The 17,283-nt window shown below is 66.3% G+C and carries 1 protein-coding gene; it reads left to right on the top strand.

Going from position 1 to position 17,283, the window contains the following annotated elements:
* The first annotated feature begins 335 nt into the window (after positions 1 to 335).
* Positions 336 to 17,096 (top strand): non-ribosomal peptide synthase/polyketide synthase, encoded by a 16,761-nt coding sequence (locus ACEPPP_RS07015; protein ID WP_374090326.1) that lies wholly within the window; start codon positions 336 to 338, stop codon positions 17,094 to 17,096.
* Positions 17,097 to 17,283: the final 187 nt, after the last annotated feature.

Here is a 17,283-nt window from a genome sequence, read left to right as displayed (position 1 = left end):
TGCACAACCGTATGCATTGTTGCGCGCACCGCTCGCTAGAGATCAGCGCGTCCCCGTTACCGAAGCGCGGAAACATAATTCGTCCTAATTTCAATTACGAATGACATTTGCTGCGCTCGCTTCGATACATCGCGAAGGCAGCCGGAATCGTTGTCGCTTTCAAGCGCTAAAAGCGCTGGATGCCGGGTGATGCTTGCCATCGTGCGCTACAAAATAACCGCCAATCGGCGAAAGACACTTTGAATCACAGGTAAAAAGAAAATTGTATGTGTGAACGTGAAATCCAAAACAGCATAGCAGAACAAAAATATTTTGCTGGAGCGCAAGAGCCGTCGATGGACAAAACCGCGAACGTCCTGCCTTTGTCAGCTGCGCAGACCGGCATGTGGTTCGCGCAGACGTTAAGTTCACCGGATTCGATGTTCAATCTTGCCGAAGCCATAGAAATCCATGGACCGATCGATCCTGCGCTGTTCGAGAAAGCCTTGCGGCAAGCCGTGATGGAGGCCGACACGGTGCGCGTGCGTTTAATCGAGGATGGCGATGGGCTAAGGCAAATCATCTCCCCGTCTTTCGACGCCGAAATCCCGTTTATCGATGTCAGCGCCGAGGCGGATCCCGAGGCGGCGGAACGCTGGATGATGGCTGAATTAACCCGGCCGGTCGATTTGCTGACGGGCACTCTCTGGACGTCTGCCCTGTTTAAGATCGCGTCCGACCGCTTCGTCTGGTATCACCGCAGCCATCACATCATCATGGACGGCTTTACGGCAGGCCTCTTTACCCGGCGCGTTGCAAGCCTATACACCGCGCTCGTCGAAGGGCGGTCTCCATCTGATGACGATGCATTCGCGCCTTTGTCTCTCCTGATCGAGGAAGACGCGGCTTATCGCAACTCTGAACGCTTCATACGCGACCGCGATTATTGGATGAAGCGCCTCGCCGACAAACCGGAGCCCCTGAGCCTCGCGAGCCGGCAGTCGCCGAATGTCGGCGGCCTGTTGCGCCAAACCTCGAATGTCTCGCTCGAAACCGTCAATGAATTGCGCAGGTTTGCTCAGGCGGCCGGCGCCAGCATGCCGCAAACCTTGATTGCGGCTACCGTCCTTTACCTTTACCGGGTCACGGGCGTGGAGGATATGGTGGTCGGCCTTCCGGTTACGGCGCGGTCGAATAATCGTATGCGGCGGGTACCGGGCATGGTTGCAAATGCGTTGCCGCTACGTCTCGCGATGGCTGCGGACATCAGTGTGGCCGAACTCCTCCAACAAGTCGGCAAGGAAGTCCGCCAGATCCTGCGGCATCAGAGTTACCGATACGAGGACTTGCGGCGAGACCTGAATCCGCACGATCCTAACCGGCATCTCTTTTCGCTGTTCGTCAATATCGAGCCTTTCGATTATGACCTTAGCTTTGCCGGCCATCCTGTGACTCCGCATAACCTTTCGAACGGGACCGGCGACGATCTCGCCATCTTCATTTACGACCGCGGCGACGGCAAAGGCCTCAGGATAGACTTTGACGCCAATCCGGCCCTTTATACTTCTGAGGATCTTGCCGCGCACCAGCGGCGTTTCTCAAAACTTCTGGAGACCATCACGCGCGACCCCGGCCTGCAAATCGGCCGGATAGATATTCTCGACCCGGCGGAACGCCGGCAGGTTTTATTCGACTGGAACGCGACCGCGGCCGACTACCCGCAGGACCTTTGCCTCCACGAGCTGTTCGAGGCGCAAGTGCAGGCGGCCCCCGAGGCGACGGCTGTGGTGTTCGAAGACCGGCGTTCGACCTATGCCGAGCTGAACGCCAGGGCCAACCGGCTGGCGCGCCACCTGCGCGGTTTGGGCGTGGGGCCGGAGACGCGCGTGGCGATCTGCCTGGAACGTAGCGTCGAATGGGTGGTCGGCCTGTTGGCCGTGCTGAAGGCGGGCGGCGCCTATGTGCCGCTGGACCCGATCTATCCGAAGGACCGTCTGGATTTCATGCTGGCCGACAGCGGCGCCGCCGTGCTGCTGACCCAGGCCGCGCTCGTGGATGCCCTGCCGCACCATCCCGTCACCTTCTGTCTCGACCGCGATTGGGCTTCTATCGAACAGGAGAGCCCGGCGAATCTTGACGGCCTGACGCTTCCGCAAAATCTCGCCTACGTGATCTATACCTCCGGTTCCACCGGTACGCCGAAGAGCGTGGCGGTGCCGCACGCCGGGGTGGTAAACCTCGTAGCCTGGCACAATCGGCAGTTCAAGGTGAGCGCCGCCGACCGGGCTACCCAATTGGCCGGCCTGGCCTTCGACGCGAGCGCCTGGGAAACCTGGCCCTACCTGCTGGCGGGAGCCAGCCTGCACCTGATCCGGCAGGAACTGCTGGGGCAGCCGGAGGCGCTGTGGCGGAAACTGGCCGACGACCGCATCACCGTGGCCTTCATGCCGACGCCGCTCGCCGAACTGATGCTGGCATCGCCTTGGCCCGAGCACCTGGTTCTGCGCGGCCTGCTGACGGGCGGCGACCAGTTGCATGGGTATCCGCCGGCCGGGTTGCCGTTCGAACTGGTCAACAACTACGGCCCCACCGAGAACAGTGTTGTCTCGACCTCCTGTACGGTGCCGGCGGGCAGGGAAGGGCTGCCCTCCATCGGCCGGCCCATCGCCAACACCCGCGCCTACCTGCTGGATTCGACCTTGACGCCGGTTCCGGTCGGGGTGGCGGGCGAGTTGTACGTGGGCGGCGCCGGGCTGGCACGGGGCTATGTGGGCCGCCCCGAACTGACCGCGGAGCGCTTCGTGCCGGACCCGTTCGGAGCGGCGGGCGCGCGCCTGTACCGGACCGGCGACCTCGGCCGCTGGCTGCCGGACGGCAGCCTCGAATTCCTCGGCCGCAACGACTTCCAGGTCAAGATCCGCGGCTTCCGCATCGAGCTGGGCGAGATCGAGGCGCAATTGGCCGGCTGCCCTGGCGTGCGCGAGGCGGCGGTGCTGGCGCGCGCGAGCGCTGCGGGCGGCCTGGGGCTGGTCGCCTACTACACCGCCGACGCGGCGATCGCGGTCGATAGCCTGCGCGCTCGGTTGAACGAACGCCTGCCGGAATACATGGTGCCGGCGGCCTTTGTCCGGCTGGATGTGATGCCGCTGACCCCCAACGGCAAGCTGGACCGCAAGGCGCTGCCGGCGCCGGAAGCCGACGCTTATGTCGCCTTGGACTATGAGGCGCCGCAGGGCGAGGTCGAAAGAACCCTGGCCCGGATCTGGGTGGAGCTGCTGAAGGTCGAAAGGATCGGCCGGCACGACCATTTCTTCGCGCTCGGCGGCCATTCGCTGCTGGCGGTGACGTTGATCGAGCGGATGCGGCAGGCGGGCTTCAAGGCGGACGTGCGCGTGCTGTTTGCCTCGCCGACGCTGGCAGGCCTGGCCGCCGCCGTGGAGGGCAGTACCAGCCTGGTGGAGGCGCCCGGCAATCGGATTCCTCCGGGAAGCCTGGAGATCACGCCCGCGATGTTGCCGCTGGTCACTTTGAGTCCGCTTGAGATCGCGCGCCTGGTCGATGCGACACCGGGCGGCGCGGCCAATATCCAGGACATCTATCCTTTGGCGCCTTTGCAGGAAGGCATTCTGTTCCATCATCTGATGGCCGAGAAAGGGGACGCCTACCTGCTGCCCGCCATGCTGGCGTTCGACACGGCCGCACGGCTGCAGGAGACCCTGGACGCGCTGCGGGCGGTGATCGGCCGGCATGACATCCTGCGCACGGCGGTAGCCTGGGAGGGCTTGTCGGAGCCGGTGCAGGTGGTCTGGCGTTCGGCAGCGCTGAAGGTCGAGGCGGTCGAGCTCGACCCGGCAGGTGGGGACGCCGTCGCCCAACTGCGGGCCCGCTTCGATCCGCGCCATTTCCGCCTCGACGTGCGCCGGGCGCCGATGCTGCAGGCTTACACCACTTACGATGCGGCGAACGCCCGCTGGCTCCTGTTGCTGCTCACCCACCATCTGGCGCTCGATCACACCGCGCTCAAGATCCTGCTGGAGGAGACGCTTGCCCATCTGGCGGGACACGCCGAGCTGTTGCCGGAGCCGATGCCGTTCCGGAACTTCGTGGCGCAGGCGCGCCTGGGCATCAGCCAGGCCGAACACGAGGCGTTTTTCCGGGAGCTTCTCGGCGATGTGGACGAGCCGACGGCGCCGTTCGGCGTGCTCGACGTGCAGGGCGACGGTTCGGGCGTCGAGGAAGCGGCACTCACGCTCGATGCCGAGCTGGCGCGGCGCCTGCGCGAGCGGGCACGGGCGCTGAGCGTCAGCGCGGCGAGCCTGTGCCATCTGGCATGGGGGCAAGTGCTGGCGCGGACCACCGGGCGCCGGGACGTGGTGTTCGGCACGATATTGTTAGGACGCCTGCAAGGCGGAGCCGGTGCCGACCGGGTTCTCGGCATGTTTATCAACACGCTGCCGGTGCGGCTTGAGATAGGCACCGAGGGGATTGAGGCCGCCGTGCGGCGAACCCACGTGCAGCTGGCTGATTTGCTGCGTCATGAACACGCTTCGCTGGCGCTGGCGCAACGCTGCAGCGCCGTGCCGGCGCCGACGCCGTTGTTCACGTCGCTGCTCAATTATCGCCACAGCCCGGATTTGGAGGACCTCGAGACCGTGCCCATCTGGGATGGGATCGAGGTGGTGGTTGGCGAGGAACGCACCAATTATCCGATTGCCCTTGCCGTGGACGATATGGGGAAGGGTTTCCGCCTGACCGTGCAGGCGCAGGCCCCGGTCGATCCGGCGCGTCTGTGCGGTTACATGCAGGCGGCGCTGGCGGGATTGGTGGAGGCCCTGGAGCGGGCGCCGCAGACGGCCGTCTGCGCGCTCGACCTCCTGGGAGATGCTGAGCGGCACGAGCTGCTGGAGACAGGAAGCGGCACCGCGGCCGACTACCCGCAGGGCCTCTGTATCCATCAGCTGTTCGAGGCGCAGGCGTGGAAGACTCCCGAGGCGACGGCAGTGGTGTTCGAAGATCGGCACTTGAGCTATGGCGAGCTGAACGCCAGGGCCAACCGCTTGGCGCACCACTTGCGCGGCTTGGGCGTGGGGCCGGAGACGCGCGTGGCGATCTGCCTGGAGCGGAGCTTCGAGATGGTGGTGGGCCTGTTGGCCGTGCTGAAGGCGGGCGGCGCCTATGTGCCGCTGGACCCTGCCTACCCGGAGGATAGGCTGAGCTTCATGCTGGCCGATAGCGCCCCGCTGGCGTTGTTGGCGGACGCGGCGGCCAAGGCCCGGCTGGCAGGGCATTTCGGCGGTTCGGTGCTGATCGATCTTACAGCAGACGCCGCCGCGTGGGAACATCAACCCAAAGACAACCTCGATCCGCGCGGCATAGGGCTGGCCCCGGCGCATCTTGCCTACATGATCTATACCTCCGGCTCCACCGGCCGGCCGAAGGGCGTCATGCTACCGCATTCCGCCTTATGCAATCATACCCTTTGGATGCAGGAGACGTTTCCTCTGGAGGCGTCGGACCGTTTCCTGCAAAAAACCTCGATCAGCTTCGACGCCGCGGTGTGGGAGTTTTTCAATCCCTTGTCTTTCGGCGCGCCGCTGGTCCTCGCCCCGCCCAACTGGCAAGAGGACCCGCGCTCCCTGCTGTCGACGATTCGGGAACAGGGCATTACGGCACTGCAGGCCGTACCGAGTCTGCTGCGGCTGCTGCTCGATACGGACCGAGACGGCGCCTTGCATTCTTTAAAGCGGATTTTCTGCGGCGGCGAGGAGCTGCCGGCAGCGCTGGTGCAACAATGCCGCAGGCGTCTTGAGGCAGAGCTGATCAACCTGTACGGACCGACCGAAACCTGCATCGACGCGACTTACTGGGTCAGCCCGCGCGATTTTGAGGGTGCCTGGTCGCCGATCGGCCGGCCGGTGGCAAACGCCCGCGCCTATCTGCTCGACGACAACCTTGCACCGGTTCCGGGAGGGATTTCCGGTGAATTGTACCTGGGCGGCGAAGGGCTGGCGCGGGGCTATCTTGAGCGTCCCGATCTGACCGCGGAACGCTTCGTGCCCGACCCGTTCGGGGAGCCGGGCCGCCGCCTGTACAAGACCGGCGACTTGGCACGCTGGCTGCCGGACGGCACGCTCGAATACCTCGGCCGCAACGATTTCCAGGTCAAGATCCGCGGCTTCCGCATCGAACTGGGCGAGATCGAGGCGCAACTGGCCGGCTGCCTTGGCGTGCGCGAGGCGGCGGTGCTGGCGCGGGAAAGCGGCGCCGGCGATCCGCGCCTGGTCGCCTACTACACCGCCGATGCGCCGATCGCGGTCGATACGCTGCGCAGCCACTTGAACGAAAGTTTGCCGGAGTATATGGTGCCGGCGGCCTATGTCTGGCTGGACGTGCTGCCTGTGACCCCCAACGGCAAGCTGGATCGCAAGGCGCTGCCGGCGCCGGAAGCCGATGCTTTCGGCGTCTCGGGCTTTACCGCGCCCGAGGGCGAGATCGAAGCGCGCCTCGCGGGCCTGTGGGGCGAACTGCTGGGACTGGATCAGGTCAGCGCGACCGCCAATTTCTTCGAGCTCGGCGGCCATTCGCTGCTGGCGACCCGTCTGGTGGCGCTGATTCAGCGGGAGTTCGGCGTGGATCTGCCGATCGTCACGGTGTTCAGCCATCCGACCTTGCGGGCACAGGCGGCGGTGCTGGAGCGCGCCGAAGCGCGCAGCGACGTCCCGGCGCTCGAACGGATCGAGCGCGGCGGTGTCCTGCCGCTGTCCTACGCCCAGCAGCGGCTATGGTTCCTCGATCAGTTCGAGGGCCCGAACTCCCGTTATAACCTGCCGGCGGCGCTACGGCTCCGGGGCACGCTCGACCTGGCGGCGCTCGCGCGCACGTTCGAAGAAATCGTTCGGCGCCACGAGAGCCTCCGCACCACGTTCACCGCCGTCGACGGCGAAGCGCGGCAGCGCATCCAGCCGGCGGCCGGTGTGCCGCTGCCGCTGACCGACCTGCGGTCGCTGCCGGAGGCGGCGCGGGCGGCCGAGGCGGAGGCGCTGCTGGCGGCCGAGTCGGCGCAACCGTTCGACCTTGGCCGGGATCTCTTGCTGCGGACCCGGCTGCTGCAATTGCGGGACGACGAGCATCTGCTGGTGATCACGGCGCACCACATTGCCGCCGACGGCTGGTCGGTTGGGGTGTTGGTCAAGGAAGTGGCGGCGCTCTATGGCGCTTACGCGCGCGGCGAAGCCAGCCCGCTGGCGGAACTGCCGATCCAGTATGCCGACTACGCGGTCTGGCAGCGGCGTTGGTTACAGGGCGCCGAGCGCAGCCGCCTGGAGAACTACTGGCGCGGCCGGCTCGCCGGTCTGCCGGAACTGCACAGCCTGCCGACCGACCGGCCACGCCCGGCTCTGCAGAGCGACCGGGGCGCGGTGCACCGGCAACACTTCGGGCGCGAGTTGACCGCCGAGCTGAACAAGCTGGGCCAACAGGAAGGCGCGACCCTGTTCATGACCTTACAGGCCGCTTTCTCGGCGCTGCTGGCGCGCTACAGCGGCGGCGCCGATATCGTCCTGGGGACGCCTATCGCCAACCGCACCCAGGCCGAGTTGGCCCCCCTGATCGGCTTCTTCGTGAACACCCTGGTGCTGCGCCTGGATCTGTCGGAGGACCTGCGCTTCATCGACCTCTTGCGACAGGCCAGAGAGCGCGCGCTGGAGGCCTACGCGCACCAGTCGCTGCCGTTCGAACAATTGGTGGAACTGATGGAGCCGGAACGGAGCCTCAGCCACCATCCCTTATTCCAGGTCATGCTGACTTTGCAGAACAACGAGCAAGGGGAGCTGGCTTTGCCGGACCTCACGGTGAGCGCGGTGGAGCCGCCGCTGGCCGTGGCCAAGTTCGACCTGTTGCTGAATCTGGAGGAAGGGCCGGAAGGACTGGATGCCATCTGGGTATATGCCGCCGATCTCTTCGATGCGGCCACGATTGCACGCATGGCAGGTCATTTCGAGCACCTGCTCGAAGGCATCGTGCGCGCGCCCGAACAGTCCATTCGGGGCTTGCCGCTGCTCCGTGACCAGGAGCGTCGACAGCTTCTGCTCGACTGGAACGCGACCGCGGTCGACTACCCGCAGGCCCTCTGTATCCATCAACTGTTCGAGGCGCAGGTGAGAAAGACTCCCGAGGCGGTGGCGGTGGTGTTCGAAGACAGGCACTTGAGCTATGCCGAGCTGAACGCCAGGGCCAACCGCTTGGCGCACCACTTACGCGGCGTGGGCGTGGGGCCCGAGGCGCGCGTGGCGATCTGCCTGGAGCGGAGCTTCGAGATGGTGGTAGGCTTGTTGGCCGTGTTGAAGGCGGGCGGCGCCTATGTGCCGCTGGACCCGGCTTACCCCGAGGACCGCTTGGCCTTTATGCTCAGCGACAGCGCGCCGCGCGTGCTGCTGACCCAGGGCGACTTGGCCGCAAGTTTCCTTGCGGCGGCACCGGACGTTACGGTGATCGATCTCGCCGAGGCTTCGCAATGGGCGCAGAGACCCGCGTCTGATCCGGATCCGGCCGAAGTCGGCCTGACCGCGCGGCACCTCGCCTACATGATCTATACTTCCGGCTCCACCGGCCGGCCTAAGGGCGCAATGAATGAACACCGGGGCGTCGTGAACCGGCTCCTGTGGAAGCAAAGCGCCTACGGGCTGGAAGCCGGCGATGCGGTATTGCAGAAAACCCCGTTCAGTTTCGACGTTTCGGTATGGGAGTTCTACTGGCCTCTGTTCACCGGTGCTCGGTTGGTCATGGCACGTCCGGAAGGGCACAAGGACCCCGCTTACCTGGCGGATGTCATTCGGCGGGAAAACATCACGACACTGCACTTTGTGCCCTCGATGCTGCAAGTGTTTCTTGAACATCCGCAGGCGGCGGCATGCACTCCTTTGGTCCGCGTGATGTGCAGCGGCGAAGCCTTGCCCGAAGTGCTGGCGCGCCGTTTCCACGAACGCTTGCCGGGCGTGGCGTTGCACAACCTTTACGGGCCGACCGAAGCGGCCGTGGACGTGACGGCTTGGGCCTGCACCCCGGATTTCACCGGCACGAGCATTCCGCTCGGCCGGCCGATTGCGAATACCCGGATGTACGTCCTGGATCCGCAGGGCGAACCGGTCCCGATTGGCGTGGCGGGAGAACTTTTCATCGGCGGCGTGCAGGTGGGACGGGGCTATCTGGACCGTCCCGATCTGACTGCTGAACGCTTCGTGCCCGATCCGTTCGGGACGGCGGGGGCGCGCATGTACCGGACCGGCGATTTGGGACGCTGGCTGCCGGACGGCACGCTCGAATACCTCGGCCGCAACGATTTCCAGGTCAAGATCCGCGGTTTCCGCATCGAACTGGGCGAGATCGAGGCGCAACTGGCCGGCTGCCTTGGCGTGCGCGAGGCGGCGGTGCTGGCGCGGGAAAGCGGCGCCGGCGATCCGCGCCTGGTCGCCTACTACACCGCCGATGCGCCGATCGCGGTCGATACGCTGCGCAGCCACTTGAACGAAAGTTTGCCGGAGTATATGGTGCCGGCGGCCTATGTCTGGCTGGACGTGCTGCCTGTGACCCCCAACGGCAAGCTGGATCGCAAGGCGCTGCCGGCGCCGGAAGCCGATGCTTTCGGCGTCTCGGGCTTTACCGCGCCCGAGGGCGAGATCGAAGCGCGCCTCGCGGGCCTGTGGGGCGAACTGCTGGGACTGGATCAGGTCAGCGCGACCGCCAATTTCTTCGAGCTCGGCGGCCATTCGCTGCTGGCGACCCGTCTGGTGGCGCTGATTCAGCGGGAGTTCGGCGTGGATCTGCCGATCGTCACGGTGTTCAGCCATCCGACCTTGCGGGCACAGGCGGCGGTGCTGGAGCGCGCCGAAGCGCGCAGCGACGTCCCGGCGCTCGAACGGATCGAGCGCGGCGGTGTCCTGCCGCTGTCCTACGCCCAGCAGCGGCTATGGTTCCTCGATCAGTTCGAGGGCCCGAACTCCCGCTATAACCTGCCGGCGGCGCTACGGCTCCGGGGCACGCTCGACCGGGCGGCGCTCGCGCGCACGTTCGAAGAAATCGTGCGGCGCCACGAGAGCCTCCGCACCACGTTCACCGCCGTCGACGGCGAAGCGCGGCAGCGCATCCAGCCGGCGGCCGGTGTGCCGCTGCCGCTGACCGACCTGCGGTCGCTGCCGGAGGCGGCGCGGGCGGCCGAGGCGGAGGCGCTGCTGGCGGCCGAGTCGGCGCAACCGTTCGACCTCGGCCGGGACCTCCTGCTGCGGACCCGGCTGCTGCAATTGCGGGACGACGAGCATCTGCTGGTGATCACGGCGCACCACATTGCCGCCGACGGCTGGTCGGTTGGGGTGTTGGTCAAGGAAGTGGCGGCGCTCTATGGCGCTTACGCGCGCGGCGAAGCCAGCCCGCTGGCGGAACTGCCGATCCAGTATGCCGACTACGCGGTCTGGCAGCGGCGTTGGTTACAGGGCGCCGAGCGCAGCCGCCTGGAGAACTACTGGCGCGGCCGGCTCGCCGGTCTGCCGGAACTGCACAGCCTGCCGACCGACCGGCCACGCCCGGCTCTGCAGAGCGACCGGGGCGCGGTGCACCGGCAACACTTCGGGCGCGAGTTGACCGCCGAGCTGAACAAGCTGGGCCAACAGGAAGGCGCGACCCTGTTCATGACCTTACAGGCCGCTTTCTCGGCGCTGCTGGCGCGCTACAGCGGCGGCGCCGATATCGTCCTGGGGACGCCTATCGCCAACCGCACCCAGGCCGAGCTGGCCCCCCTGATCGGCTTCTTCGTGAACACCCTGGTGCTGCGCCTGGATCTGTCGGAGGACCTGCGCTTCATCGACCTCTTGCGACAGGCCAGAGAGCGCGCGCTGGAGGCCTACGCGCACCAGTCGCTGCCGTTCGAACAATTGGTGGAACTGATGGAGCCGGAACGGAGCCTCAGCCACCATCCCTTATTCCAGATCATGCTGGCCTTGCAGAACAACGAGCAAGGGGAGCTGGCTTTGCCTAACCTCAATTTGAGCGTGGTGGAGCCGCCGCTGACCGTGGCCAAATTCGACCTGTTGCTGAACCTGCAGGAAGGTCCCGAGGGACTGGACGCCTCCTGGGAGTATGCCGCCGAGCTGTTCGATGCGGCCACGATTGCACGCATGGCGGGCCATTTCGAGCGCCTGCTCGAAGGCATCGTACGCGCCCCCGAGCAGTCGATTCGGCGCTTGCCGTTGCTCGGCGACTCGGAGCAACGGCAGGTCCTGCTCGACTGGAACGCGACCGCGGCCGATTACCCGCAGGACCTTTGCCTCCACGAGCTGTTCGAGGCGCAAGCGTGGAAGACCCCCGAGGCGACGGCTGTGGTGTCCGAAGACCGGCGCTCGACCTATGCCGAGCTGAACGCCAGGGCCAACCGCTTGGCGCGCCACCTGCGCGGCTTGGGCGTGGGTCCGGAGACGCGCGTGGCGATCTGCCTGGAACGTAGCGTCGAATGGGTGGTCGGCCTGTTGGCCGTGCTGAAGGCGGGCGGCGCCTATGTGCCGCTGGACCCGATCTATCCGAAGGAGCGCCTGGATTTCATGCTGACCGACAGCGGCGCCGCCGTGCTGCTGACCCAGGGCGCGCTCGTGGATGCCCTGCCGCACCATCCCGTCACCTTCTGTCTCGACCGTGATTGGGTGGCGATCGAACAGGAGAGTCCGGCGAATCTTGACGGCTTGACGCTTCCGCAAAATCTCGCCTACGTGATCTATACCTCCGGTTCCACCGGTACGCCGAAGAGCGTGGCGGTGCCGCACGCCGGGGCGGTAAACCTCGTAGCCTGGCACAATCGCCAGTTCAAGGTGAGCGCCGCCGACCGGGCCACCCAATTGGCCGGCCTGGCCTTCGACGCGAGCGCCTGGGAAACCTGGCCCTACCTGCTGGCGGGAGCCAGCCTGCACCTGATCCGGCAGGAACTGCTGGGACAGCCGGAGGCGCTGTGGCGGAAGCTGGCCGACGACCGCATCACCCTGGCCTTCATGCCGACGCCGCTCGCCGAACTGATGCTGGCGTCGCCTTGGCCCGAGCACCTGGTTTTGCGCTGCCTGCTGACGGGCGGCGACCAGTTGCACGGGTATCCGCCGGCCGGGTTGCCGTTCGAATTGGTCAACAACTACGGCCCCACCGAGAACAGCGTCGTTTCGACCTCCTGTGCGGTGCCGGCGGGCAGAGAAGGGCTGCCGTCCATCGGCCGGCCCATCGCCAACACCCGCGCCTACCTGCTGGATTCGACCTTGACGCCGGTCCCGGTCGGGGTGGCGGGCGAGTTGTACGTGGGCGGCGCCGGGCTGGCGCGGGGCTATCTGGGTCGCCCGGAACTGACCGCGGAGCGCTTCGTGCCGGATCCTTTCGGACCCGCGGGCGCGCGCCTGTACCGGACCGGCGACCTCGGCCGCTGGCTGCCGGACGGCAGCCTCGAATTCCTCGGCCGCAACGACTTCCAGGTCAAGATCCGCGGCTTCCGCATCGAGCTCGGCGAGATCGAGGCGCAATTGGCCGGCTGTCCGGGCGTGCGCGAGGCGGCGGTGCTGGCGCGCGCGAGCGCTGCGGGCGGCCTGGGGCTGGTCGCCTACTACACCGCCGACACGGCGATCGCGGTCGATAGCCTGCGCGCTCGGTTGAACGAACGCTTGCCGGAATACATGGTGCCGGCGGCCTTTGTCCGGCTGGATGTGATGCCGCTGACCCCCAACGGCAAGCTGGACCGCAAGGCGCTGCCGGCGCCGGAAGCCGACGCTTACGTCGCCTTGAATTACGAGGCGCCGCAGGGCGAAGTCGAGAGAAGCCTGGCCCGGATCTGGTCGGAGCTGCTGAAGGTCGAAGGGATCGGTCGGCACGACCATTTCTTCGCGCTCGGCGGCCATTCGCTGCTGGCGGTGACGTTGATCGAGCGGATGCGGCAGGCGGGCTTCAAGGCGGACGTGCGCGTGCTGTTTGCCTCGCCGACGCTGGCAGGCCTGGCCGCCGCCGTGGAGGGCAGTTCCGGCCTGGTGGAGGCGCCCGGCAATCGGATTCCTCCGGGAAGCCGGGAGATCACGCCCGCGATGTTGCCGCTGGTCACGCTGAGTCCGTCGGAGATCGCGCGCCTGGTCGATGCGACACCGGGCGGCGCGGCCAATATCCAGGACATCTATCCTTTGGCGCCCTTGCAGGAAGGCATTCTGTTCCACCATCTGATGGCCGAGAAAGGGGACGCCTACCTGCTGCCCGCCATGCTGGCGTTCGACACGGCCGGACGGCTGCAGGAGACCCTGGACGCGCTGCGGGCGGTGATCGCCCGGCATGACATCCTGCGCACGGCGGTAGCCTGGGAGGGCTTGCCGGAGCCGGTGCAGGTGGTCTGGCGTTCGGCAGCGCTGAAGGTCGAGGCGGTCGAGCTCGACCCGGCAGGTGGGGACGCCGTCGCCCAACTGCGGGCCCGCTTCGATCCGCGCCATTTCCGCCTCGACGTGCGCCGGGCGCCGATGCTGCAGGCTTACACGGCTTACGATGCGGCGAACGCCCGTTGGCTCCTGTTGCTGCTCACCCACCATCTGGCGCTCGACCACACCGCGCTCGCGATCCTGCTGGATGAGGCCCGCGCCCATCTGTCGGGTCACGCCGAGCTGTTGCCGGAGCCGATGCCGTTCCGGAACTTCGTGGCGCAGGCGCGCCTGGGCATCAGCCAGGCCGAACACGAGGCGTTTTTCCGGGAGCTCCTCGGCGATGTGGGCGAACCGACGGCGCCGTTCGGCGTGCTCGACGTGCAGGGCGATGGTTCGGGCGTCGAGGAAGCGGCACTTACGCTCGATGCCGGGCTGGCGCGGCGCCTGCGCGAGCGGGCACGGGCGCTGAACGTCAGCGCGGCGAGCCTGTGCCATCTGGCATGGGGGCAGGTGCTGGCGCGGACCACCGGGCGCCGGGACGTGGTGTTCGGCACGGTATTGTTCGGCCGCCTGCAAGGCGGAGCCGGTGCCGACCGGGTCCTGGGTATGTTTATCAACACGCTGCCGGTGCGGCTTGAGATCGGCACCGCGGGGATTGAGGACGCCGTGCGGCGAACGCACGTGCGGCTGGCTGATTTGCTGCGTCATGAACACGCTTCGCTGGCGCTGGCGCAACGCTGCAGCGCCGTGCCGGCGCCGACGCCGTTGTTCACGTCGCTGCTCAATTATCGCCACAGTCCGGGGTTGGAGGACATCGAGGCCGGACGCATCTGGGACGGAATCGAGGTGTTGGCAGGCGAGGAGCGCACCAATTATCCGATTGTCCTCTCGGTGGACGATACGGGGACAGGTTTCCGCTTGACCGTGCAGGCGCAGACCCCGGTCGATCCGGCGCGTCTGTGCGGCTACATGCAGGCGGCGCTGGCGGGATTGGTGGAGGCCCTGGAGCGGGCGCCGCAGACGTCCGTCTGCGCGCTCGACCTCCTGGGAGATGCGGAGCGGCACGAGCTACTGGAGACAGGGAACGGCACCGCGGCCGACTACCCGCAGGATCGCTGCCTCCATGAGCTGTTCGAGGCGCAAGCGTGGAAGACCCCCGAGGCGACGGCTGTGGTGTTCGAAGACCGGCACTTGAGCTATGCCGAGCTGAACGCCAGGGCCAACCGGCTGGCGCGTTGCTTGCGCGGCTTGGGCGTGGGGCCGGAGACGCGCGTGGCGATCTGCCTGGAACGTAGCGTCGAATGGGTGGTCGGCCTGTTGGCCGTGCTGAAGGCGGGCGGCGCCTATGTGCCGCTGGACCCGATCTATCCGAAAGAGCGCCTGGATTTCATGCTGACCGACAGCGGCGCCGCCGTGCTGCTGACCCAGGGCGCGCTCGTGGATGCCCTGCCGCACCATCCCGTCACCTTCTGTCTCGACCGTGATTGGGTGGCGATCGAACAGGAGAGTCCGGCGAATCTTGACGGCTTGACGCTTCCGCAAAATCTCGCCTACGTGATCTATACCTCCGGTTCCACCGGTACGCCGAAGAGCGTGGCGGTGCCGCACGCCGGGGCGGTAAACCTCGTAGCCTGGCACAATCGGCAGTTCAAGGTGAGCGCCGCCGACCGGGCCACTCAATTGGCCGGCCTGGCCTTCGACGCGAGCGCCTGGGAAACCTGGCCCTACCTGCTGGCGGGAGCCAGTCTGCACCTGATCCGGCAGGAACTGCTGGGGCAGCCGGAGGCACTGTGGCGGAAGCTGGCGGACGACCGCATCACCCTGGCCTTCATGCCGACGCCGCTCGCCGAACTGATGCTGGCGTCGCCTTGGCCCGAGCATCTGGTTCTGCGCTGCCTGCTGACGGGCGGCGACCAGTTGCACGGGTATCCGCCGGCCGGGTTGCCGTTCGAATTGGTCAACAACTACGGCCCTACCGAGAACAGTGTCGTCTCGACCTCCTGTGCGGTGCCGGCGGGCAGGGAAGGGCTGCCCTCCATCGGCCGGCCCATCGCCAACACCCGCGCCTACCTGCTGGATTCGACCTTGACGCCGGTTCCGATCGGGGTGGCGGGCGAATTGTACGTGGGCGGCGCCGGGCTGGCGCGGGGCTATCTGGGGCGTCCGGAACTGACCGCGGAGCGCTTCGTGCCGGACCCGTTCGGACCCGCGGGCGCGCGCCTGTACCGGACCGGCGACCTCGGCCGCTGGCTGCCGGACGGCAGCCTCGAATTCCTCGGCCGCAACGACTTCCAGGTCAAGATCCGCGGCTTCCGCATCGAGCTCGGCGAGATCGAGGCGCAATTGGCCGGCTGCCCGGGCGTGCGCGAGGCGGCGGTGCTGGCGCGCGCGAGCGCTGCGGGCGGCTTGGGGCTGGTGGCCTATTACACCGCCCAGGAGCCTCTTGCAGTCGATCTTCTGCGCAATCATTTGCAGGAACGCTTGCCGGAATACATGGTGCCGGCGGCCTTTGTCCGGCTGGATGTGATGCCGCTGACCCCCAACGGCAAGCTGGACCGCAAGGCGCTGCCGGCGGATGCGGATCTGGCGGCCGGCAAAGTCTCAGTGGCTCCGAGGAACCGGCATGAGTTGCAGATGTTCAGGCTCTGGCAGTCGTTGTTCAAGCTCGACGGCTTGAGCATCGACGACAACTTCTTCGAACTGGGCGGACATTCGCTGCTGGCCGTACAATTGATGGCGAGAATCGAAGCCGAACTCGGCAAGCAACTGCCGCTGGCGGCCTTGTTCAAGGCGCCGACCATCGAGCAATTGGCGCGCCTGATTGCGGATGACGCGACCGACGAAACGTGGGAGACGCTCGTTCCGCTTCGCGCCACCGGTTCGCGTCCGCCCCTGTTTTGCGTGCCTGGCGTGGGCGGGCAATGCCATTATCTCTACCATCTGGCGGCGGCTCTGGGAAGCGACCAACCGGTTTATGCCTTCCAGGCCAAAGGGATGGACGGGCGTACGCCGCCTCACACCCGCATCGAGGACATGGCCGCTTATTATGTCGAGCAGGTGCTGCAAGTCCAGCCCGAAGGGCCGTATTACCTGGCAGGCCACTCCATGGGAGGAAGCGTGGCGTTCGAGATGGGAGGACTTCTTGAAGCCTCCGGCCGGAAGGTAGGATTTGTGGCGCTGCTGGATGCGGGCATACCCGCCGGCGTAGAGGCCTCCGACGAGGAACTCATCATCCAGGCACTCGAGCTCATGGGGTACGCTTACGGCCGGGATATTCCGATCAGCGAAAGCGACCTTGTAGGCTTAGCCGAGGAGGAGCAACTCCATCTGATCAAGCCTTACCTGGTGGAATTAGGTGTGGTTGGGGAAGATGCCGGCATATTCATCGTGCGCGGCTTGCTCGACATCTTCAAGAGCCAGTTCCGCATGGCGTACCAGCCGGACGGTAGCCAGATAGAGCAACTGTTGTTCATTCAGGCCCTGGAGAGAGCCGAGGCGGGAGAACAGCAGGCTTTGGACAACGCCTTCAGCGAATGGAGGCAGTTGTCGAGGCGTCCTGTGGTGCACGCGCATACGCCCGGAGACCATATCAGCATGTTGAATCATGAAAATGCGCGTATGGTGGCGGAGGTCTTGCTGGCGTGGATGCTGCCGGAAGAAGCGGAGGTTTCGGAGCCGGAAGCCCTCGACTTGGAGATTGCCTAGTCACTTCTGGTTACCGCGCGGCGCGTGGTAACCAGAGCGGCGCGCCGGCGTCCCGTCTCGCGACGCTGGCGTGCCTTGACTGAAGCCCCTCTATGCACGTTGGAACGAGAAAAGCAGGCACTGGTAATTGTTAAGTTGAAGTTTGGTAAACGCCAATTATCGACCCATTGCGGTCGATCGTCCCATG

The organism is Methylomicrobium lacus, assembly GCF_041897535.1.
In the GTDB taxonomy this organism is placed as follows: domain Bacteria; phylum Pseudomonadota; class Gammaproteobacteria; order Methylococcales; family Methylomonadaceae; genus Methylomicrobium; species Methylomicrobium lacus_A.
Note: the sequence above shows the minus strand (reverse complement) of the source record. Positions and strands in the feature narration are given on the sequence as shown.

Bases quoted from the DNA above. Each gene is read 5' to 3' on its own strand.
- ACEPPP_RS07015 (WP_374090326.1), top strand. From the start codon at position 336: ATGGACAAAACCGCGAACGTCCTGCCTTTGTCAGCTGCGCAGACCGGC.